The 22095-nt window shown below is 65.2% G+C and carries 20 protein-coding genes; 15 read left to right on the forward strand and 5 right to left on the reverse strand.

Annotated elements, in window-relative coordinates; translation table 11 throughout:
• The first annotated feature begins 90 nt into the window (after positions 1–90).
• From katG to HOP03_00350, 3 genes are all read left to right on the forward strand, one after another.
• A complete protein-coding gene (katG, locus tag HOP03_00340) occupies positions 91–2304 on the forward strand; it encodes a catalase/peroxidase HPI (protein NOT86611.1) in 2214 nt (737 codons plus the stop codon).
• Positions 2305–3141: 837 nt separating this feature from the next.
• Positions 3142–3903: a DUF998 domain-containing protein gene (locus HOP03_00345; protein ID NOT86612.1), complete on the forward strand. Its 762-nt coding sequence runs from the start codon at positions 3142–3144 to the stop codon at positions 3901–3903.
• 190 nt (positions 3904–4093) lie between these two features.
• Positions 4094–4909, forward strand: a complete 816-nt coding sequence (locus HOP03_00350) for a uracil-DNA glycosylase (GenBank protein ID NOT86613.1) — start codon at positions 4094–4096, stop codon at positions 4907–4909.
• Between the two features lie 61 nt (positions 4910–4970).
• Here the strand turns inward: HOP03_00350 and HOP03_00355 are convergent, their stop codons facing one another.
• Together HOP03_00355 and HOP03_00360 are read right to left on the reverse strand one after the other, a co-directional pair.
• A complete protein-coding gene (locus HOP03_00355) occupies positions 4971–5909 on the reverse strand; it encodes a hypothetical protein (protein ID NOT86614.1) in 939 nt (312 codons plus the stop codon).
• Complete coding sequence (locus HOP03_00360) at positions 5906–6304, reverse strand: PadR family transcriptional regulator (protein NOT86615.1); 399 nt, start codon at positions 6302–6304, stop codon at positions 5906–5908. The genes HOP03_00355 and HOP03_00360 overlap by 4 nt, the downstream gene beginning before the upstream one ends.
• 66 nt (positions 6305–6370) lie before the next feature.
• Between HOP03_00360 and HOP03_00365 the strand changes: the two genes are divergently transcribed.
• From HOP03_00365 to HOP03_00375, 3 genes are all read left to right on the forward strand, one after another.
• Positions 6371–7456 (forward strand): peptidylprolyl isomerase, encoded by a 1086-nt coding sequence (locus tag HOP03_00365; GenBank protein ID NOT86616.1) that lies wholly within the window; start codon positions 6371–6373, stop codon positions 7454–7456.
• A 76-nt stretch (positions 7457–7532) separates the two neighbouring features.
• A complete protein-coding gene (locus HOP03_00370; GenBank protein ID NOT86617.1) occupies positions 7533–8288 on the forward strand; it encodes a metallophosphoesterase family protein in 756 nt (251 codons plus the stop codon).
• 1 nt (position 8289) lies between these two features.
• The gene (locus tag HOP03_00375) at positions 8290–9702 is read left to right on the forward strand and encodes a protein kinase (GenBank protein NOT86618.1); all 1413 of its coding nucleotides are present in this window, start codon (positions 8290–8292) and stop codon (positions 9700–9702) included.
• A gap of 33 nt (positions 9703–9735) precedes the next feature.
• Here HOP03_00375 and HOP03_00380 read toward each other — a convergent pair whose 3' ends face one another.
• The 3 genes from HOP03_00380 to grxC all read right to left on the reverse strand — a co-directional run bounded on the left by HOP03_00380 (position 9736) and on the right by grxC (position 11638).
• Complete coding sequence (locus HOP03_00380) at positions 9736–10743, reverse strand: isocitrate dehydrogenase (GenBank protein NOT86619.1); 1008 nt, start codon at positions 10741–10743, stop codon at positions 9736–9738.
• Between the two features lie 227 nt (positions 10744–10970).
• Positions 10971–11369, reverse strand: coding sequence for a carboxymuconolactone decarboxylase family protein (locus tag HOP03_00385; protein ID NOT86620.1), 399 nt, complete (start codon positions 11367–11369; stop codon positions 10971–10973).
• Positions 11366–11638, reverse strand: coding sequence for a glutaredoxin 3 (gene grxC / locus HOP03_00390; GenBank protein NOT86621.1), 273 nt, complete (start codon positions 11636–11638; stop codon positions 11366–11368). Before grxC ends, HOP03_00385 begins: the two co-directional genes overlap by 4 nt.
• Positions 11639–11905: 267 nt before the next feature.
• On the opposite strand from grxC, the gene HOP03_00395 reads away from it, so the two are divergent.
• The 9 genes from HOP03_00395 (at position 11906) to HOP03_00435 (ending at position 22086) form a co-directional block, all read left to right on the forward strand.
• Positions 11906–13486, forward strand: coding sequence for a M48 family metallopeptidase (locus HOP03_00395; protein NOT86622.1), 1581 nt, complete (start codon positions 11906–11908; stop codon positions 13484–13486).
• A gap of 45 nt (positions 13487–13531) precedes the next feature.
• Positions 13532–13783: an antitoxin gene (locus tag HOP03_00400; GenBank protein ID NOT86623.1), complete on the forward strand. Its 252-nt coding sequence runs from the start codon at positions 13532–13534 to the stop codon at positions 13781–13783.
• Positions 13780–14181 carry a PIN domain-containing protein gene (locus HOP03_00405; protein ID NOT86624.1) on the forward strand — a complete coding sequence of 134 codons (402 nt, stop codon included), beginning with the start codon at positions 13780–13782 and terminating at the stop codon, positions 14179–14181. The genes HOP03_00400 and HOP03_00405 overlap by 4 nt, the downstream gene beginning before the upstream one ends.
• 139 nt (positions 14182–14320) lie before the next feature.
• The gene (phoB, locus tag HOP03_00410) at positions 14321–15010 is read left to right on the forward strand and encodes a phosphate regulon transcriptional regulator PhoB (protein ID NOT86625.1); all 690 of its coding nucleotides are present in this window, start codon (positions 14321–14323) and stop codon (positions 15008–15010) included.
• 89 nt (positions 15011–15099) lie between these two features.
• Positions 15100–16431, forward strand: coding sequence for a phosphate regulon sensor histidine kinase PhoR (phoR, locus tag HOP03_00415; protein ID NOT86626.1), 1332 nt, complete (start codon positions 15100–15102; stop codon positions 16429–16431).
• On the forward strand, positions 16428–18551 hold the full coding sequence (gene ppk1 / locus HOP03_00420; protein ID NOT86627.1) for a polyphosphate kinase 1: 2124 nt from the start codon (positions 16428–16430) through the stop codon (positions 18549–18551). Before phoR ends, ppk1 begins: the two co-directional genes overlap by 4 nt.
• A 296-nt stretch (positions 18552–18847) precedes the next feature.
• On the forward strand, positions 18848–20287 hold the full coding sequence (locus HOP03_00425; protein NOT86628.1) for a Ppx/GppA family phosphatase: 1440 nt from the start codon (positions 18848–18850) through the stop codon (positions 20285–20287).
• Positions 20288–20399: 112 nt separating this feature from the next.
• Complete coding sequence (locus tag HOP03_00430) at positions 20400–21575, forward strand: glycosyltransferase family 1 protein (protein NOT86629.1); 1176 nt, start codon at positions 20400–20402, stop codon at positions 21573–21575.
• Positions 21535–22086, forward strand: a complete 552-nt coding sequence (locus HOP03_00435; GenBank protein NOT86630.1) for a phosphatase PAP2 family protein — start codon at positions 21535–21537, stop codon at positions 22084–22086. Before HOP03_00430 ends, HOP03_00435 begins: the two co-directional genes overlap by 41 nt.
• Positions 22087–22095 lie beyond the last annotated feature (9 nt).

Genomic DNA, 22095 nt, shown 5'->3' on the forward strand with positions numbered 1-22095 from the left:
GTCCAAACAATCAAATTCTCTTTATCGCGCCCCAGGCGTACGGTGGCTGCACTTTCCCCGATCGGGCCGTAGCGCCCCAGGAGCCCCCGCATGTCGACCGAATCCAAATGCCCATTCCCGCACGGCACACAGCACCAGACCATGGCCAGCGGCGGTCGCGGCAACCGCGACTGGTGGCCCAACCAGCTGAATCTCGACATGCTGCATCAGCGCTCGGAGAAGTCCGACCCGATGGGCGCGGACTTCGACTACGCCGCTGAATTCAAGACGCTCGATCTCGACGCCGTGGTCGCCGACCTGACCGCGCTGATGACCGATTCGCAGGACTGGTGGCCCGCCGACTGGGGTCATTACGGCGGCCTTTTCATCCGCATGGCCTGGCACTCGGCCGGCACCTACCGCATCTCCGATGGACGCGGCGGCGGCGGCAACGGCTCGCAGCGCTTCGCCCCGTTGAACAGCTGGCCGGACAACGGCAACCTCGACAAGGCCCGCCGCCTGCTGTGGCCGATCAAGCAGAAATACGGACGCAAGCTGAGCTGGGCCGACCTGATGATCCTGGCCGGCAACGTCGCGCTGGAATCGATGGGCTTCAAGACCTTCGGCTTCGCCGGTGGCCGCGCGGACATCTGGGAACCCGAAAAAGACATCAACTGGGGCGCCGAGGCCGAATGGCTGGCGACCAGCGACAAGGCCAACAGCCGCTACTCCGGCGATCGCCAACTGGCGAACCCGCTGGGTGCGGTGCAGATGGGCCTGATCTACGTGAACCCGGAAGGCCCGGACGGCCACCCGGATCCGGTCGCCTCCGGCCGCGACGTGCGCGAAACCTTCGCTCGCATGGCGATGGACGACGAAGAAACCGTCGCTCTCGTCGCCGGCGGCCACACCTTCGGCAAAGCACACGGCGCGGGCGATCCGAAGCTGGTCGGCGCTGAGCCCGAAGGCGGTTCGATCGAACAGCAGGGCCTGGGCTGGGCCAACGCCTTCGGCAGCGGTCGCGGCGCGCACGCCACCACCAGCGGCATCGAAGGCGCGTGGAAACCCAACCCCACCACCTGGGACAACGGCTACTTCGACGTGCTCTTCGGCAACGAATGGGTGTTGAGCAAAAGCCCGGCCGGCGCGCACCAGTGGACGCCGAAGGATCCGAAGCCGGAACACATGATTCCCGATGCGCACGATCCGTCGAAACGACATCCGCCGATGATGACCACCGCCGATCTGTCGATGCGCATGGATCCGGCCTACGAAAAAATCGCGCGCCGCTTCCACGCCGATCCCGCCGCCTTCGCCGATGCCTTCGCACGCGCGTGGTTCAAACTCACCCACCGCGACATGGGCCCGCGCGCCCGTTACCTGGGCAAGCTCGTGCCTGCGGAAGTGCTGATCTGGCAGGACCCGGTGCCCGCCGTCGATCATCCGCTGATCGATGCGCAGGACATCGCCGATCTGAAAACCAAGCTGCTCGGCTCCGGCTTATCCGTCTCGCAGTTGGTCTCGACGGCTTGGGCCTCGGCGTCCACATTCCGCGGTAGCGATAAACGCGGCGGCGCCAACGGCGCACGCATCCGCCTCGCGCCGCAGAAGGATTGGGACGTGAACCGACCCGCCGAACTGGCGAACGTGCTCGCGACGCTGGAACGCATCCAGGCCGCGTTCAACGGCGCGCAAACCGGCGGCAAGCGGGTGTCTTTGGCGGACTTGATCGTGCTCGGCGGCTGCGCTGCGGTCGAAGCCGCTGCGAAGAAAGCCGGCGTCGATGTGGTCGTCCCGTTCGCACCGGGCCGCACCGATGCGTCGCAGGAACAGACCGATATCGAATCCTTCGCGGTGCTGGAGCCGATGGCCGATGGCTTCCGCAACTATGCTCGTCCTGGACTGGAAGGCATCGCTGCGGAATTGCTGCTCGACAAGGCGCAGCTGTTGACGCTCACCTCGCCTGAAATGACGGTATTGATCGGCGGCCTGCGCGTGCTCGGGGCCAATGTTGGCGGCGCAGCGCACGGGGTGTTCACGCAGCGGCCGGAAACGCTGAGCAACGATTTCTTCGTCCATCTGCTCGATATGAATACCGCGTGGCAGCGTGCTTCCGCTGATGCGAATGTGTTGGAAGGCCGTGACCGCAAGACCGGTGTGCTGAAGTGGACTGGCACCGTGGTGGATCTGGTGTTCGGGTCGAATTCGCAGCTGCGTTCGCTGGCTGAGGTTTATGCGTCCAGCGATTCACAAACAAAGTTTGTGCATGACTTTGTCGCGGCTTGGGTGAAGGTGATGAACAACGATCGGTTTGATCTGGGGTGATGGTCTGGGCTGAACGCATCGATGATGCGTTCGATTACGGAATAACGGTGGATCTTGATCGATGCATCGCGAGATATTTGGCCGGCGTGTATAGCGCCGGCTTTTTTTGAATTTTCGACTGACGGAAATATTTTCTTACCGTCGTTCCCGCGCACGCGGGAATCCAGCGTCTTTGCGGTGAGAAGACTGACTGTTGGCATTAGCTCTGGGCCAGCTCACCGAACCGCTTTGGTTATCGGTACGTGATGTTGCGCGGGTAGAGCCGGTCACCTTTTTCGCGCTGGGGCGCGAGTTACTTTCTTTGGCGCAAAGAAAGTAACCAAAGAAAGCATTTCAAGTCCAAATCTAAACTGCCGCCTGAGACGAAGCCGGGATTTTTCGATGAGACATCCTTGTCTCATCGAAAAACGGCGCACGTCCTGTGCGCCGCCCTCCGGGTCTACAACCTTGTCAGACGAAACGATAGTCTGGATATCGATGGGATGATGTAGACATCTGGAATTTTGACAACAAGCGTGCGACCTCACAACGTGCTGCAGCTTCGATGCATGAAAGGCCACACAAGCGGCAGAACAATTGCTTGCATTACGGTAACGGGTAACGTCCCGATAATGTTGCAGACACGACACGCTATCCCTTGATCAGAGACCCGGAGGGCGATGCACAGGATGTGCATCGTTTTTCGATGAGACAAGGATGTCTCATCGAAAAATCCCGGCTTCGCCTCAGATCGCAGTTTAGAACTGGACCTGAGTGTTTCTTTGGTTACTTTCTTTGCGCCAAAGAAAGTAACTCGCGCCCCAGCGCGAAAAAGATGACAGGCTTTACCCATGGACCATGACGGACAAAATCAGAAGCGGTGAATCGAATCGGTCGCGCTGTTTTCACTCACCCATGACTTCGGTGACATGCACCGCACCGCCCGCCGGGCGATGCTGGCGTTCCGATGACGCTACCCGGAGCCATCGCTTGTCGCCGACACGACGAAAGATACAAGGCTCGAGCCTGTGGTGCGGCGTGCTGGTCCCGCTGGTGTACTTCGGTGCGCAGGTCGCCGCCGCGCCGTTCCATCCCGATTACAGCTTCCTGGTGAACTCGGCCAGCCAGCTCGGTTCGGACGCATCAACACTTCCGGCATTGCTCAACGGCGGCGCGATCCTGAGCGGCGTGCTCGGGCTGCTGTCGGCCTACGGCATCGGCACGGGGCTGCAAGCGGCCGGTGCAAAACCGTGGTTCGCGTGGCTCTGTGCGGCGTGCAGCGTGTCGGTCGGCGCGGCGGCGATCTGGGCGGGCTTGCATCCGATGCCCGACCCGCAGCACGACCCGGGCGCGCTCGGCATCGGAATGTTTCTTGGACCACTGGCGCTGATTGCGGCGTTCTGGAACGTGCGCGACGGCCGCGCGATGCGCGGCTATCTTTGGTTCACGCTGGTCGCGTTCGCCGCGTTGGTGCCGGTCATGAGCGGGATCACCCTGGTCGATCTGAATCGCTATGGCGGCCTGATGCAGCGGATCGCGGCGCTGGTACTTTATCTGCCGCCCGCGGTGACGGCATGGTGGCTGATGCGTGTGGGCGTTCAACCAAGCACGCGCCACTGAGCCCATCGCGAGCGCCACTTCGATTGCATTGCTGGCCGACAGCTACCACAGCGACGCACTCTACGCGCTTGGTGCACTGCGTCCGCATCGTTGCCGGCCAGACAACTCCCAATAGCAATTCGTCGCTGACCGTCTACGAACGAAAATCGCGTTGCTGCAAGTGACCGGACGATCACGACCAGGACCCGTCATGCCCATCGACTTCTGCCCCGGCTACACCACGACCCCGTTCAAGACGCTCGCACGCAATTACCCGGGTGCGGACATCTACCCCACCGACGACTTCCGCACCGAATGGGGCCCGATCCTCCATCGCGGCCGGCTCAACGGCACTGCGCGGGTGCTGGTCATCGGCCAGGATCCGGCGCAGTCCGAAGCGGTGGTGCGCCGCATCCTGGTCGGCAACGCCGGAAAACGCGTGCAGGGCTTTCTGCACAAGCTCGGCATCCGCAAGCGTTACGTCATCCTCAACACCTACGTCTACAGCGTGTTCGGGCAGCAGGCCGGCAATGCGCATATCCACGACCCCGCGATCGCCGCATACCGCAATCTCTGGATCGCCGGCGTGCTGGACAAGAGTCCGATCGATGCGGTGGTCGCGTTCGGCGGGCTCGCCCGTCAGGCGTGGGAAGCGTGGCTGGATTCGCCCGCCGCCATCGGCCGGCCGGCGCTGCACTTCGAACATCTGCCGCATCCCACCTCGCCTACCGCTGGCGGCGCGAGCGAGGCGCAGGCAGCAGCGGCCACCGCGACGATGCTGGCGAAGTACAACGCGGCGATCCAGCGCATCCGTCCGCTCCTCGGTGCGATCGACGCCGTCGCATCGCCGCTCTACGGCAACGCCTTCACCAACGACGATCTGCCCGACATTCCGATGGCGGATCTGCCACCGGGCACGCCGGCATGGATGTCGACCGAAGAAGAATGGGCCAAGCGTGTCGGCGACACCGCGGCGATCAAACGGCGCACGATCCAGATCGTCGTGCCGCCGTCGGTGCCTCTGTAACGACGGAGCCGGCGCACCACGAGGCTGCGCCGGCTCCAAGACACTTCGTGCTTCCGAAGTATCAGCTGTACTGCGAACTCTTCACCAGCAGATGCTTGGCGAACTGCCCGTGCAGATAACCGATGCCGCGCGCCACATGCAGGGTCACGAACAGCAGCAGCACGCCTGCGACGAACACCAGCGGCAGCGAGATATAACCGAGCGATGTGCCCAGGACGCCATTCTCCATGCCCAGCAGCGACCAGTTGTCGTAACTCTGGTTCACCGTTGCATAGCCGATCAGCACCATGACCGGCGCCGCGATGAACGACAGCGACACGCTGAGCAATGTGACCGCCAGGGTGAAATAGATGATGCCCAGCGGCAGCATCAGCACCATGTACAGCAGCGTGGTCCAGGTGCGCGGGTCGGACAGCATTTCGCCGATCCGCGCCATCCACGGTTTGCCGCGACTGTTGTACAGCGGCCGGCGCGGCATGCGCTCGCCGAGCATCACTTCGACGATGCGGCCTTCGAGCAGCGAGAACATCCGGGTCGATCCCAGGAACAGGATCGCGAACGGAATTCCGATGATCAGCACCGCCAGACCCGCCGACAGCGAAATGCCGGTGACCACCCAGGTGAAATAGAAAATACCGGTCGCCATCGACAGCAGCATGTAGAACAGCGCGGCGTAGGTGCGCGGCTCGGCGATCACGCCGAAGAACTTGCCGAACAGCGAACGGTGCTGGCGCGGCGGCGGTGCGCGCAGTGCGGTCTGCACTTTCACTTCGGTATCGCGATAGATGTCGGCGACTTCGTCGGGCGCGCCATAACTCGATGCGACCTGGGCGATCACCTCGGCCTCGCTTTTCTCGGGGTTCTCGGCCATTTCCGAGCGCAGGTATTCCTCGGCGTCGTACAGCGCGTCCTGGACCAGCGCCGGGTCGGCGCCGGCCAGCGAACGCCGCAGGTGTTCGAGGTAATCGGGGATATTGGTCGGCAGCGGACGGGCATTCATGATTGGGTTCCTTTCAGAACGGTATCGACGGAATCTCGGGTGGCGCACCAGGCGTTGCTCCAGGCGGAGAGGATCTCGCGGCCGAAGGGCGTGATGCTGTAGTAACGACGCGGCGGGCCGCTGATCGAGGGTTCGATCTGGCTCTCCAGCAACGCAGCGCCTTCCAGATTGCGCAGCACCGGGTACAGCGCGCTCTGTTTGCCGCTCAGCACGCCATCGCCCTGACGCTCCAGGGTCTTGGCGATCTGGTAGCCGTACATCGGCTCGTTGGCGGTGCCCAGCACCGCGAGCAGCGCCAGCGATACGGTGCCGGCCGACAGTTCCTTCTGGAACTTCCGCAGCAGCGCTTCGGTGGTGTCATCGGGGGTTCCGTCGGCGAGCGGTGGCGAGTGCATGGCGGCCTCTGCGGTGATCAGCTTGATATCGTGGAGATCACTCTATCCATAACTTGAACATAGTGGATGTGCCGGAGGTCACTGCGACTGCCGGCCTCGTCATCGTCACTGGCCCATGCCCCGCTTCTGGGCCAGAATCGGCGGTCAATCGAAGGGGAATCCGCTGCCGTGAGCCCGATCCGCATCCGTCTTTCCCCAGCTCTTCTGCGTGCCGCGCTGCTGAGTGCCGCACTGTCGACCGCTGCCCTCACCGCTTCCGCGCAGACGCCCCCCGCCAATCCGTCCGCGCCCAAAACCAAGTCGATGCAGGAACTGCTGGACAGCTCGAAGCCCGGAGACTGGCGCACGCTCGATCCGGCGCGGACGCTGTACATGGATTTCGCCGCCGGCCGCGTGGTGATCGAACTGGCGCCCGACTTCGCGCCGGCGCATGTCGCCAACATCCGGGCGCTGGCGAAAGGCCGCTACTGGGACGGCCTGAGCATCAACCGTTCGCAGGACAATTTCGTGGTCCAGTGGGGCGATCCGGCCGAAACCGAGGCCGCGCGCAAACCGCTGCCGAAAGGCGCGAAGCCGAAACTGCCGGCCGAATTCACCCGCCCCCTGAAGAATCTGGCGTTCACCCGCCTGCCCGACGTCGACGGCTGGGCGTCGGAAGTCGGTTTCAGCAACGGCTTCCCGATCGGCCTGGACCGCAGCGAAGGCGGCATCGCGTGGCTCGCGCACTGTTACGGCATGGTCGGCGCCGGTCGCGATACCCCCGCCGATTCCAGCACCGGCGCCGAGCTCTACGTCGTCACCGGGCAGTCGCCGCGCCAGCTCGATCGCAACATCACCACCGTCGGCCGCGTCGTGCAGGGCATCGAACTGCTCAGCGTGCTGCCGCGCGGCACCGGCGGATTGGGTTTCTACGAGAAGCCCGAACAGCGCTTGCCGATCCGGTCGATGCGCGTCGCCGCCGATCTCAAACCCGCCGAACGCCTGAAACTGCAGGTGCTGCGCACCGACACGCCGCTGTTCGAGGCCATCGTGGAAGCCCGCCGCAACCGCCGCGACGATTTCTACAAACGCCCTGCCGGACACATCGATCTGTGCAACGTGCCGCTGCCGGTGCGTACCGCGCCGGAACCCGCAGCGAAGCCGAAACGCTGACGCCTACGACCAATCGCCAATCGCCGGCTCCCCGACGACAACCTACGATCACGGCGATTCCCCGCCGGTCCATCGCATGCGCCTCGCCCTGCTCGCCGATCTGCACGCCAACCGCGAGGCGGTCGACGCCTGTCTCGCGAAACTGCGCAGGTTGGGCTTCGATCGCGCGGTGATCCTCGGCGATATCGTCGGCTACGGTGCCGATCCCGAATGGACGATCGATACCGTGCAATCGCTGGTCGCCGACGGCGGTCTTGCGATCTACGGCAACCACGATGAAGCCGTACTGCGCGACGCGCAGAACGACACCGCATCCACGAAGCATCCACATGCGCAGGCCGCGATCGACTGGACCCGCGGCCGTCTCGACGAAGACCAGCGCGCGTTCCTCGCCGCGCTGCCGCTGAGCATCGAAGACGAAGACCGTCTTTACGTGCACGCCAACGCGTGGGCGCCGCTGCAGTGGGGGTACGTCTCGAATGCACTGGCCGCCGCGCAGAGCATTGCCGCCACGAAGCAGCGGGTCACGTTCTGCGGCCACGTCCACGAGCCGGCGCTGTACCACTCGCAGCCCGAGGGCGGCGCGCGCCGTTTCTCGCCTTCGCCCGGTACCGCGATGCCGCTGATCGGCAGCCGGCGCTGGCTGGCGCTGCCCGGATCGGTCGGGCAGCCGCGCGACGGCAATCCCGCCGCATGCTGCGGCTTGTTCGATACCGCGAAAGGCACGCTGACCACTCTGCGCGTGGCCTACGACCATCACACCGCCGCGCGCAAGATCGTCGCTGCCGGCATGCCCGAATCCTTGGCGAAACGTCTGGTCGAAGGTCAATGACATGCCCGTACCGCTGAAACCCGGTTTATCGATCGACGGCTTCGAATTGATCGCACCGCTGCACGAGGGCGGCATGGCCACCTTGTGGCGCGTCTCGCATCCGGACCACACGATGCCGCTGCTGATGAAGCTTGCGCGGATCGGTTACGGCGAAGCGGCGACCCAGATCGTCGGTTTCGAAGTCGAGCGCATGATCCTGCAGCAGCTGACCGGCCCGTACGTACCGCGCTACGTCGCCGGCGGCGAGTACCAGGATCAGCCGTGGCTGGTGATGGAACACCTGGCCGGCGAAACCCTGCGGCCACTGCTGGAAAAGACGCCGCTGCCGCCACAGCAGGTCGCCGAACTGGGCGCGCTGGCCGCGACCGCGATCCACGCCCTGCACCAGCAGGAAGTGATCCATCTCGATATCAAACCGAGCAATCTGCTGCGCCGTCCCGACGGCAGCGTCGCGTTGATCGATTTCGGGCTGTCGCATCACGCGCATCTGCCGGATCTGCTCAGCGAACAGTTCAACGTCCCGATCGGCACGGCGCCCTACATCGCGCCGGAACAGGTGCTGGGCCAGCGCGACGATCCGCGCAGCGATCTGTTCGCGCTCGGCGTGACGCTCTATCACCTCGCCACCGGCGAACGCCCGTTCGGCAACCCCGGTAGCCCGGCAGGACTGCGCCGCCGGCTGTATCGCGACCCGGTGCCGCCGCGCGCGATCCGTGCGGACATCCCGCGCTGGCTGCAGGAGCTGATCCTGCGCTGTCTCGAAGTGGATCCCGACGCGCGCCACGCCACCGCCGCGCAGCTCGCGCACGATCTGCAGCATCCCGAACAGGTCGTTTTGACCGAACGCGCCGACCGCAGCCATCGCGATGGCCGGCTCACTGTGATGCGCCGCTGGTGGCGGAACTTCGGTCGCGATCGTGGACCGCGAAAGGCGGTCAGCGACCATCTCGACCAGGCGCCGCTGCTGATGGTCGCGATCGATCTGAAACACGAGGACGCGGCGCTCTGCGCCGCATTGCGCGGCAATCTGCAGCGGATCGTGTCGACGTTTCCGCATTCACGGCTCGCCTGCGTGACCGTGATGCGCACCGCGCGCATCGGCCTGGACAGCAATCTCGACGCCGAAGGCCGCAACCGCCACGTCAAACGGCTGATCGCGCTGCGCGACTGGATCCGTCCGCTCGGTCTGGACGAGCATCGCGTGACCGTGCATGTGCTGGAACACAGCGACCCCGCGCACGCGCTGCTGGACTACGCGCGCGACAACGGCGTGGATCATCTGATCATGGGTGCGCGCGGGGTAACCGGCATGCGCCGCATTCTCGGCAGCGTCTCCGCACACGTGGTCGCGGAAGCGCCATGCACGGTCACGGTGGTGCGCGCGCCGGCATTATCGGAAGAGACAAAAGACTGAAGCCTGCGATCGGGCTTCAGTCGGTGTCGGCGGTTACAGCCGGCTGGCGATCGCCTTGGCGAAGGACATCGTCGTGCCGGTACCGCCGAGATCCGGGGTGACCGAATCCTTGGCTTCCAGCGTGGCGACGATCGCGTTGCGCAGGCGCACGGCGTTCTCGGGCTGGCCGACGTGATCGAGCATCTGGCCGATCGCGAGCAGCAGCGCGCAGGGATTGGCGACGCCCTTGCCGGCGATGTCCGGCGCCGAGCCGTGCACGGCCTCGAAGATCGCGGCTTCGGTGCCGATGTTCGCGCCGGGCGCCAAACCCAGGCCGCCGACAAGACCGGCGCAGAGGTCGGAAATGATGTCGCCGAACAGATTGGTGGTGACGATGATGTCGAACTGCTCCGGACGCATCACCAGCTGCATGCAGGTGTTGTCCACGATCATTTCGTTGCAGAGGATGTCCGGGTATTCGGCGGCGACAACGCGCGCGGTGCGCAGGAACAGGCCCGAGGTCGACTTCAGGATGTTGGCCTTGTGGACGACCGTGATCTTCTTGCGGCCGGTCCTGCGCGCCAGCTCGAAGGCGTAGCGGACGATGCGCTCGGAGCCGCGACGGGTGATCTTCTGGGTCAGCATCGCGGTTTCGCCGTCCTCGGACAGCGACTGGCCTTCGCCGATGTACGCGCCTTCGGTGTTCTCGCGGACCGTGATCAGGTCGACACCGGTCGGAAAGCGCGATTTGGTATTCGGGAACGACTTCGCGGGGCGCACGTTGGCGTACAGGTCGAAGCGTTTGCGCAGCTCGACGTTGATCGAGCTGAAGCCCTCGCCGACCGGCGTGGTCAGCGGGCTCTTGAGGGCGATGCGGTTGCGGCGGATCGAATCCAGCGTCGCCTGCGGCAGCAGTTCGCCGTGTTTCTCCAGCGCGACCATGCCGGCGTCGGCTTCTTCATAGGTCAGGCCAGTGTTCATGGTGTCGAGCACGGACAAGGCCGCGTCCATGATCTCGGGGCCGATGCCATCGCCGCGGATGACGGTAATCGTTTGGGTCATGGTGTGTTCCAGGCAGTCTTCAGTGCAGGCGATCCAGCGTACTGACCCGACGCATGGCGCGCGGATCGTGCGATTCGTGAGCAGCGGGACGCGGCCTTCGACGGAAAGCCGGACACGCGGCAAAGCCTGCGAATTATGCCGGAACGCCCGGAAACCTGCTGGAAGCCGCACTCAGACGATGGTCGAAGGCGCCGCGATGATCGAGGCGCAGCGTCTACTCCGCAGCATCAGCCGTGATCGTGTGCCGGCGTGGCCGCAGCTTCACCCTGTTCGAGCCTGTCGAGGAAATCCACCGCGCGGCGCAGATGCGGGATCACGATGGAGCCGCCGACCACCAGTCCGACCGAGAAGGTCTCGAACATCTCGTCGCGCGTGACACCGGCTTCCTTGCACTGCGCGACGTGATAGCTGATGCAGTCGTCGCAGCGCAGCACCAGCGAAGCGACCAGCCCAAGCAGCTCCTTGGTTTTCACATCGAGCGCGCCGGCCTGGTATGTCTGGGTATCGAGCGCGAAGAAGCGGCGCACGACCTGATTGGGCTCGGCCAGGATCCGCTCGTTCATGCGCTTGCGGAAAGCGGTGAACTCGGCAAGACGGTCTTGTTCGTTTTCGCCCGCACCGCTCATGCGCCTTCCCCGGACAGCAGCGGCTCGAACCTGCCGGCGCGATGCAGGGCCATCATGTCGTCGAAACCGCCGACGTGCACATCGCCGACGAATATCTGCGGCACGCTGGTGCGCTTGGCGCGGGCCATCATCCGTTCGCGCTCGGCGGGATCCGTGTCGATCCGGATCTCGGTCCAGTCCAGGCCCTTGCTTTTCAGGAAGTTCTTGGCGGATATGCAATACGGACAGATCGCGCTGGTGTAGATAGTGATCGGCGCGGTCTGGGGCATGTTGTCGCTCAAAACGGTCTCCTCGCTGCACAGCGCTGCGGTCGGTATGTGGCGATCATGATGGGGGCCCCCTCCCTTGTTTTCCACCCGTGTCGCGAAACGCTGCGATGCAGGGAACGACAGCGGCCTGCCGGGGTCGAATCGAAGCGTGGGGTGAGGATTAACAGCGCATTCACGCCCTCGCGGTCGTTAACCGGCATGCTGTCCCACGAAATCCGCTGCTCCAAGCACTCCGCTGTCCCATGACATCGCTACTGGAACCCGCCCATGCGTTTGCCGGTCGTCATCGCCGCACTGACATTCTCCCTCGCCGCCGTCTGCGCCCCTGCGCAGGACAACCGGCTGCCGGATATCGGCTCATCGGCCAACGAACTGCTCAACCCGACCCGACAGGCCGAATACGGCAGCATGATGCTCAGCCAACTGCGGCACTACGGCTATGTGCTGGACGATCCGCTGATCGACGGTTGGCTGCAGTCGGTGGGCCATCGCCTCGCAGCGGCCAGCGACAAACCGCAGCATCCCTTCACCTTCTTCATGTTGAAGGACCGGCAGTTCAACGCGTTCGCCACCCTCGGCGGTTACATCGGGACCAACGCCGGACTGGTGCTGGCGGCGGAAACCGAAGACGAAGTCGCCGGCGTGCTGTCGCACGAAGTCTCTCACGTCACCCAGACCCACGTGCTGCGCAGCGTCGAGCGCGCGCAGAAGGACAGCGTGCCGATCCTGCTGGCGATGCTCGGCGCGATCGCGGTCGCGCAGTCCTCGGGCGGCAATTCCTCCGACGACGCCTCGATGGCCGCACTGGCCTCGGCCCAGGCGCTGATGGCCCAACGGCAGATCGACTACACCCGATCCAACGAATCCGAAGCCGATCGCCTCGGAATCCAGACCCTGGCGCGAAGCGGCTACGACCCGAACGCGATGGCCAGCATGTTCACCCGCATGCAGTCGATTTCCCGCGTGAACCAGGGCGGAGAACGCGAACGCGCCCCGGACTACCTGCGCACCCACCCTGTCAACACCACCCGCATCAGCGAAGCCAAACAACGGGCCGAAGACTTGATCTCCAAGCCGGCCGCCTTCAATCCGGGCGACACCATCACCAGCGAGAATCCGCTGATTCCCTCCAGCCTGCGCGTGTCCGGTCCGGCACGGCCCAACGACAACGTGCAGTTCGGCTGGGCGCGCGAACGGATCCGGGTGTTCAGCGCGAATACCCCGAGCGCTGCGATCGAAGAGTACGAACGCCACCGCCGATCCAAGCCGCTGAGCGACGCGCAGCGCTACGGGCTGGCGATCGCCCGCGAACGCAACGGGGATTACGCCGTGTCCGCGAAGGAGCTGATGCCGCTGCTGGCGAAATATCCGACCGATCCGTGGGTGGTGATCGCCATGGCCGAAAGCGAAGCCCGTGGCGGCAACCTCAGCGGTGCCGACGCCCGGATGGACGCCTTGCTGGAGAGAATGCCCGGCCATCGCGCAGCGGCGCTCAGCTATGCCCAACTCCTTGCGGAGCGCAACGATGCCGGTGCCGGCAAGCGCGCGCAATCGGTGCTCAGGCCGCTGCTGATCGGCAGCCAGGAGGATCCCGTCTTCCAGAGCACCTTCGCCCGCGCCAGCGAAGTCGCTGGCGACCCGGTTCGCGCCGGCGAAGCCTATGCCGAAGCCGAATTCCTCAACGGCCGGCCGGAACGCGCCCTGATCCAGCTCAACACCCTGCTCAAGCGACCGGAGCTGGATTATTACGCCCGCGCCCGTGTCGAAGCGCGGATCGCTGCGATCACGCCGGCCGTCCTGGAGCTGAAACGCCTCGGCGTACGCGACGAGGCGTTGGAGCGGCGTTGACCGCCTGGCCTTGACGGGTCCGCATCACGACATCAAGATGCGGTGATGCGGACCACCATCGATCTTCCCGAAGACCTCCATCGGATCGCGACCAGCCTCGCCCGGCACACCGGTCGCAGCCTGGGGCAGACCGTGGCCGAATTGATGCGGCGCGGCTTGGCCACGCCCGAACAGCCGGATCGCATCGGCGAGGCGGCAGTGGTCTATCGGCTGCATCCGCTCACCGGCCTGCCCGTCGTCGCTTCCCGCCAACCGGTGACCGGGGACGATGTCGAAGCCCTGGACGACGAACCATGACCCATCTGCTCGATGGCAATGTGCTGGTCGCGCTGGTCGATCGTTCTCACGTACACCACGCCGCTGCGGTCGAATGGTTCGCTTCGCATACCGGCGGCTTCGCCACCTGCCCGATCACCCAGGGCACTTTGATCCGGCTGCTGCTGCGGTTCGGCGCGGTCGCGGACGCCAACGGTGCGGTCGCGGTCCTGACCCGGCTGACCGCGCATCCCCGGCACGCGTTCTGGGGCGACGACATCGGCTACGCCGACATCTCGTGGGCCGGCGTGCTCGGGCACCGGCAAGTGACCGACAGTTATCTCGCGGGCCTCGCACGGCATCATCGTGGCCGTCTGGCGACATTCGATCGCGGTTTCGCCGCGTTGCATACCGACATCGCCGACGCGATCGGCGTCTGAATCCGCGGCAGATGTTGCGGCTGCCATCGCACATGTCCGCGGTCACGATTCAGTCATAAAAATGTCGTCTACTGTGGCCGTACCCAGTGCGGCCGAAGCCGCCCCGCGGTGCATTACAGCCAGCCCAACCGAGCATGTCATGCAAAAGCGCATCCTGATCGTCGACGACGAACCCGCGATCCGCGACATGGTCGCCTTCGCCCTGCGCAAGGGCGAGTACGACCCGGTCCACGCAGGCGACGCCCGTGAGGCGCAGGCCGCGATCGCCGAGCGCGTGCCCGACCTGATCCTCCTCGACTGGATGCTCCCCGGCACCAGCGGACTTGAACTGGCGCGGCGCTGGCGTCGCGATGCGCTGACCCGCGAGATCCCGATCATCATGCTCACCGCGCGCGGCGAGGAAAACGATCGCGTCGGCGGCCTCGAAGCCGGTGTCGACGATTACGTCGTCAAACCCTTCTCGGCACGCGAACTGCTGGCGCGCATCCGCGCGGTCCTGCGCCGCTCGCGCGAGGACGACGAGGACGGCAGCGTCCAGGTCGGCAGCCTGCGCATCGACGGCGCCTCGCATCGCGTCTATGCCGGAGACGCGCAGATCCAGATCGGGCCGACCGAATACAGGCTGCTGCATTTCTTCATGACCCACGCCGAGCGCGTCTACACCCGCAACCAGCTGCTCGACCACGTCTGGGGCGGCAACACCTACGTCGAAGAACGCACGGTCGATGTGCATATCCGCCGGCTGCGCCGCGCATTGGAACCGGTTCAACTCGACAACATGGTCCAGACCGTGCGCGGCTCGGGTTATCGCTTTTCGGCGACGCTGTGAGCGCTGCGCACGCCTTGTACGAAAGAGCTTTGTACGAACGCGCTTTGTACGAACGAGCTTTATACGAACGATTCCCATAGACTCAGCCGATGCCGAACGACACTCGCTCCGCATGGCTCAAGACCCTCGGCCAGCTCGCGCTGGTCCTGCTCGTGGCGCTTGCGATCGGCCTTGCCATCGGCAAGCCCTGGCCGGTGATCACTGTCGCCGCGCTGTGCGTGGTGGGCTGGCATTACTGGAAACTGCGCCAGGTGCTGTTGCGCCTGACCGCGCGGCAGCGGTTCACGCCATCGGCCGGCGACAGTGTCTGGAACGAACTCGATCGCCTGATGTTCCGCGGCCAGAGCGAGATGCGCGGGCGCAAGCGCCGCCTGATCGACATGCTCCGCGCCTATCGCGCCGCCGCCGCCGCGCTGCCCGACGCCATCGTCGTGGTCGAGCGCAACAGCCAGCGCATCCAATGGTTCAATGAAGCGGCAACACGCCTGCTGGGCCTGCGCTACCCGCACGACCTCGGCGCCGCACTCAGCGATCGCCTGCAGCCGCTGCCGGTCGCGCATTGGTTGGCGAGCGGGCGTTACGCCGAACCGCTGCTCGATACGCCCTCGCCCGCACGACCGGATCTGCGCCTGAGCCTGCGCTTGATCCCCTATTCCGACGAGCTCTGGCTGCTGGTCGCGCGCGACGTCAGCAAACTGATGCACCTCGAACAGATGCGGCGGGATTTCGTCGCCAACGTCTCGCACGAGCTGCGCACGCCGCTGACCGTGGTGCACGGTTATCTGGACATGCTCGATCCCGCCGAAAAGCCGGACTGGGCGCCCATGCTCACCGAAATGCAGCGTCAATCGCAGCGCATGACCCAACTGGTCGAAGACCTGTTGATGCTGTCGCGGCTCGAAGCGCAGGAACAGCTGCCCGAGGAAGTGGTTTCGATGGTGCCGATGCTGACCACGCTGAAGCGCGAGGCGGAAGCGCTGAGCCAGCGCCGGCATACGATCACGATCGAAGACGACGCCGGTGTTGATCTCTGGGGCTCGACCAAGGAACTGCACAGCGCCTTCTCGAATCTGGTCGGCAATGCGATCCGCTACACTCCCGCAGGCGGCCAGATCAAGATCCGCTTCTCCAGCGACCGCGACGGCGGCCCCCTGCTTTCGGTCGAGGATACCGGCTACGGCATTCCCGCCGCGCATCTTCCACGCATCACCGAACGCTTCTACCGCGTCTCCACCAGCCGTTCGCGCGAAAGCGGCGGTACCGGCCTCGGCCTTTCGATCGTGAAGCACGTGCTGAATCTGCATCAGGCGCGACTGGAGATCGAAAGCGAAGTCGGTCGGGGCAGCCGCTTCGTCTGCCATTTCGGCCGCGACCGCGTCCGCGACCGCGACGCCATCCATTTTTCCGAAGATCACGCATGAGTCCACGCACGTCAGCACGCACCAGCGCACGCACCCCGCCTGCGCCAGAACCGCATCAGGAGATCGCCGATCCGCTGCGCGACCCTGCCTTGTATCTCAATCGCGAACTGTCGCAGCTCGACTTCAATTTCCGGGTGATGGCGCAGGCGCAGGACGGCGCGGTGCCACTGCTCGAACGGCTGCGCTATCTCTGCATTTCCTGCACCAATCTCGACGAATTCTTCGAGATCCGCGCCGCGACCGTGCGCCAGGCGCAGGACTTCGGGATGCCGCTGGCCGCCGACGGCATTCCGCACGCGACCCTGCTCAAGCGCATCCACGATCGCGCCGCAGCGCTGGTGGACGCGCAGTACCGCTGCTGGAATGAAGTGCTGCGGCCCGCGCTGAGCGAATCCGGGGTGCGCGTGCTGCATCGCCAGCACTGGAACGCACGCCAGACCCGCTGGCTGCGCGCGTATTTCCGCGACGAGATCATGCCGGTGCTGTCGCCGCTGGGCCTCGATCCCGCGCATCCGTTCCCGAAGATCCTCAACAAATCGCTGAACATCGTGGTGGTGCTGAAGGGCAAGGACGCGTTCGGTCGCGCCGGCCATCTCGCCATCGTTCGCGCGCCTCGCTCGCTGCCGCGCATCATCCAGTTGCCGGAGCGCGCCTCGGGCGGCGAGCACGATTTCGTGTTCCTGTCCGCGGTGCTGTCGGCATTCGTCGACGAATTGTTCCCCGGCATGGACGTGAAGGGCGCGTACCAGTTCCGCGTGACCCGCAATTCCGAATTGATCGTCGATGAGGAAGAAGTCGAGAACCTCGCGCTGGCGCTGCGCGATGAGCTGGTCGGTCGCGGCTACCTGCGCGCGATGCGGCTGGAGATCGCTTCGGACTGCCCAAAACCCATCGTGCGCACGCTGCTGCAGAATTTCGAACTGCCCGAGAACGCGGTCTACCGCATCCAGGGCCCGGTGAATCTCAACCGCGCCATCGAAATCTACGATCTGGTGCAGCGCCCGGACCTGAAATTCCCGCCGTATCAATCGCGGCAGCTCAAGGACATGGAAACCATCTTCGAGCGCGCCGCTGCGGGCGACCTGCTGATGCATCATCCCTTCGATGCGTTCACGCCCGTGCTGGAACTCATCCGGCAGGCGGCCGAAGACCCGAACGTGCTGGCGATCAAACAGACGCTGTACCGCGCGGGGAAGGATTCGCCGATCGTCGAGCACCTGATCCAGGCCGCGCGCAACGGCAAGGACGTGACCGTGGTGATCGAACTGCGCGCGCGTTTCGACGAAGAGGCCAACCTGCGTCTCGCCGACCGGCTGCAGGACGCGGGCGTGCAGGTGGTCTACGGCGTGGTCGGCTACAAGACCCACGCCAAGATGCTGCTGATCGTGCGCCGCGAGGGCCGCAAACTCGTCCGCTACACGCACTTGGGCACCGGCAACTATCACGCGGGCACATCGCGCGCCTACACCGACTTCGGACTGATCACCGCCAACCCGGAAATCGGCAGCGACGTCCATCAGATCTTCCAGCAGATTTCGGGCCTTGCGCCTGCGATCAAGCTCAAGCGCCTGCTGCAGTCGCCGTTCACGCTGCACGCCAGTGTATTGGCGCGGATCGAGCACGAAGCGAAGCTGGCGGCAACCGGCAAAACGGGGCGGATCGTCGCCAAGATGAATGCGCTCAACGAGCCGCAGGTGATCCGCGCGCTGTATCGCGCTTCGCAGGCCGGCGTGCGCATCGACCTGGTCGTGCGCGGCGCCTGCACCCTGCGTCCGGGCATGCCCGGCGTGTCCGAGAACATCCGCGTGCGCTCGATCGTCGGTCGCTTCCTCGAACACAGCCGCGTCTGGTGGTTCGGCAATGACGGCCAGCCGCAATTGTTCTGCTCCAGCGCCGACTGGCTGGAGCGCAACCTGCTGCGCCGGGTCGAAATCGGGTTTCCGATCCTCGATCCGGAACTGGCCGCCCGGGTCAAGGAGGAGTCGCTCGACAACTATCTCCTCGACAACCTCAACGCCTGGGAGCTGCAGGCCGACGGCAACTACCGGCAGCTGACCCCCGAAGCCGATGCGATGCCGCATTCGGCGCAATCGACGCTGCTGGCCAAACTGTGCGGTTGAGCGGTATGCAGGCAGGGCGGGCTTCAGCCCGCTGTTTTCCGGCAGACCCGGCGGCGGGCGGATGCCCGCGCTGCCGACTGTGCGGCTAAAGTCTTAGCGCGGCGCATCGAAAGCCGACGCGCGATCGGTTCCGTTCGCGGGAGCATGTTGGTAGGCTGCGCGGGCGTTCGCACAGCAACGTCCCGCTACAGGCCCACCGCTTGAACCGATCCGCTTCTCCCGACCGTGCGACCGCCGCCCCATCGCTGGACGGCGACTTTCTTGCCGCCATCGATCTGGGCTCGAACAGCTTCCACATGGTCGTGGCGCGCACCGTGCTGGGCCAGTTGCGGATCATCGACCGCCTGCGCGAGAGCGTGCGCCTCGCCGATGGTCTGGACGGCAAGGGCGGATTGAACGCGGAAGCCCGCGAGCGCGCACTCGACTGCCTGTCGCGCTTCGGCCAACGCATCCGCGACCTCCCGCCGCACTGCGTCCGCGCGATCGCCACCAACACGGTGCGCGCGCTGCGCGAACCGCAGGCATTCCTCGCCGCAGCGGAGCACGCGTTGGGCCACGGTATCGAAGTGGTGTCCGGTCGCGAAGAAGCGCGACTGATCTACCTCGGTGTCGCCCACGCGCAGCCTCCAAAACCGATGCAGCGGCGCCTGGTGATCGACATCGGCGGCGGTTCCACCGAATGCATCATCGGCTCGGGCTTCGACACCATCGAACGCGAAAGCCTGCAGATCGGCTGCGTCGCCAGCACCCGGCGCTTCTTTCCCAACGGCAAACTGTCGAAAAAGCGCTGGAAAGACGCGTTGACCGAAATCGAAGCGGAATTCCAGCAGTTCGCAGGGCTGTATCGGGCGCTCGGCTGGCAGGAAGCGATCGGCTCCTCCGGCACCAACAAGGCCATCGGCGACATCTGCGCCGCGATGAAACTCACCAAAGGCGCGGTGACCGCCGAAGCGCTGCCGATCGTGCGCGACCGCATGCTCGCCGCCGACCGGATCGAGGACATCCAGTTGCCGGGATTGCCCGACGACCGCAAACCGATCATCGCCGGCGGCATTCTGGTGCTCGAAGCGGCGTTCGAAACGCTGGGCCTCGAACGGATGATGGTCAGCAAGGCGGCGATGCGCGAAGGCGTGCTCTACGACATGCTCGGTCGCGGCGGCGTGGACGATCCGCGCGATATTTCCATCGACGCGCTGATGCAGCGCTACGGCGTCGACCGCACCCAGGCCAAGCGCGTGGAAGACACCGTGCTGCGCTTGTTCGGCCAGGTCGCGACGCGCTGGAGCCTCGGCGACGACGAACGGCGGATGCTGGCCTGGGCCGCGCGCGTGCACGAAATCGGACTCGCCATCGCGCACAGCCAGTATCACGTCCATGGCGCCTACCTGCTGGAACACTCGGACATCGCCGGGTTTTCGCGGCAGGAACAACTCTTCCTGGCCGCGCTGGTACGCAACCACCGCCGCAACATCTCGAACAAGTCGCTGGACGCCCTGCCGGACCGCCTGCAGGCCCCGGTGCGTCGCTGCGCCGCGCTGCTGCGTATCGCGGTGCTGCTGCATCGTTCGCACGAGGTCGAATCGATCCCGAAACTGGAACTGCGCGTGCTCGGCATCACCGTTGCCATCTCGATGTCGAGCAGTTGGTTGGACAAGCGCCCCCTGCTGCGTTCGGATCTCGAACACGAACCCGAAGGCATCGCCGGGCTCGGCATCGAGCTGCATCTCGACGTCTGAGCCGCGCTTCAGCACGCGCGCCATCCCGGGGCGCGTCATCGCGCTGTCACCCGGACGCCACCGTCGTTTCATCGACAGGCTTCAATCTTCGTCAAACCGAAGAGCGACGCCGATGCGCTACGCGATCGTCACCGAAACCTACCCGCCGGAGATCAATGGCGTCGCGTTGACCGTGCAGAGTCTCGAACATGGGCTGCGCGAACGCGGACACACCGTCGGCGTGGTACGCCCGCGACAGAAGCGACACAACCGGCCTGCCCCCCACGAATATCTGGTGCCAGGCCTTTCACTCCCCCGTTATCCCGGCTTGCGCTTCGGCCTGCCGGCGACCAGAACACTCGTCTCCCTGTGGAACCTGCACCGCCCGGATGCGATCTATGTGGCCACGGAAGGCCCATTGGGGTGGTCGGCGCTGCGCGCGGCGCGGTCGCTGCATATTCCTGCGGCGACCGGCTTCCACACGCGGTTCGATCGCTACATGCGCGACTATGGCGTGCCGTTCCTGCAGCCGTTGGCATTGCGTTGGATGCGTCGCTTCCATAACAGCGCGAGCGCAACGCTGGTGCCGACCGAGGAATTGCAGGACGAGCTGCGTTCGATGGATTTTCTGCACCCGGTGAGGTTGCCGCGCGCGGTAGACAGCACGCAATTCCATCCCATGCATCGCGACGATCCGCTGCGGGCGTCCTGGGGGCTGCGTGCCGAGGATCTTGCAGTGATCCATCTCGGACGGATCGCACCGGAGAAGAATCTCGGTCTCGCGGTGCGCGCATTCCGTGAGATCCAGAAACAGTGCCCCGCCGCGCGCTTCGTCTGGGTCGGCGACGGACCCGCGCGCGAAACGCTTGCGAAGGAGAATCCCGACTTCGTGTTCTGCGGCCTGCAGCGTGGCGAAGCGTTGGCGCGGCATTTCGCGAGCAGCGACCTTTTCCTGTTTCCCAGCCGCAGCGAAACCTACGGCAATGTCACCCTCGAAGCGATGGCCAGCGGCGTACCCACCGTCGCCTTCGATTACGGCGCGGCGCGCGAATGCCTGCGCGACGGCGAGCACGGCGCCGCCGTCGCGAACGACAGCGCGGACGGCGACGATGCATTCGTTCGCGCATCCGTGCGGATCGCCACGGACGGAAACCTGCGCGCGCAGATGCGGCTGGCCGCACGCGATGCGATCAGCGTCCTGCGCCCCGAACAGGTCGCCGCCGATTTCGACACGATCCTCCAACGCCTGGCCCATGCGGGGAAACGTCATGAACAACAGCTTGTTGCGTCGCCGGTTGCGCACGAATGAATCGGAGTGGTGCCTGCGCGCGAACGCGCTGTGCGGACGCCTCGCGACCAGGCGCTTCTTCTCGCTGATCAGCCGCCTCGGAGATGGCGTGTTCTGGTACGCGCTGATGGCCGGACTGGCGTTGTTCGGCGGCAACAACGGGATGCTCGCGGCACTGCATCTCGCCGCGATCGGCCTGGTGTCATTGGCCCTTTACAAGGCATTGAAGCGCTGGACGCGCCGCCCCCGCCCCTGCGCTTCCGATCTGCGTATCCGCGCCTGGGTCGCGCCGCTGGATGAATTCAGCTTTCCCTCGGGCCACACGCTGCACGCGGTGGCCTTCACCATCGTCAGCTTGTCCTGCTTTCCCGGGCTGGCATGGCTGCTGATTCCGTTCACCGCCAGCGTCGCCGTCTCGCGCGTGGTACTCGGCCTGCACTACCCGAGCGACGTGCTCGCGGCGACGGGCATCGGAAGTGCTTTGGCGTTGGGCTCGATCTGGCTGCGCGAGAACGCGATGATGCACGCGTAGGGCGGGCCC

The organism is Lysobacter sp. (assembly GCA_013141175.1).
Classification (GTDB): Bacteria; Pseudomonadota; Gammaproteobacteria; order Xanthomonadales; family Xanthomonadaceae; genus Lysobacter_I.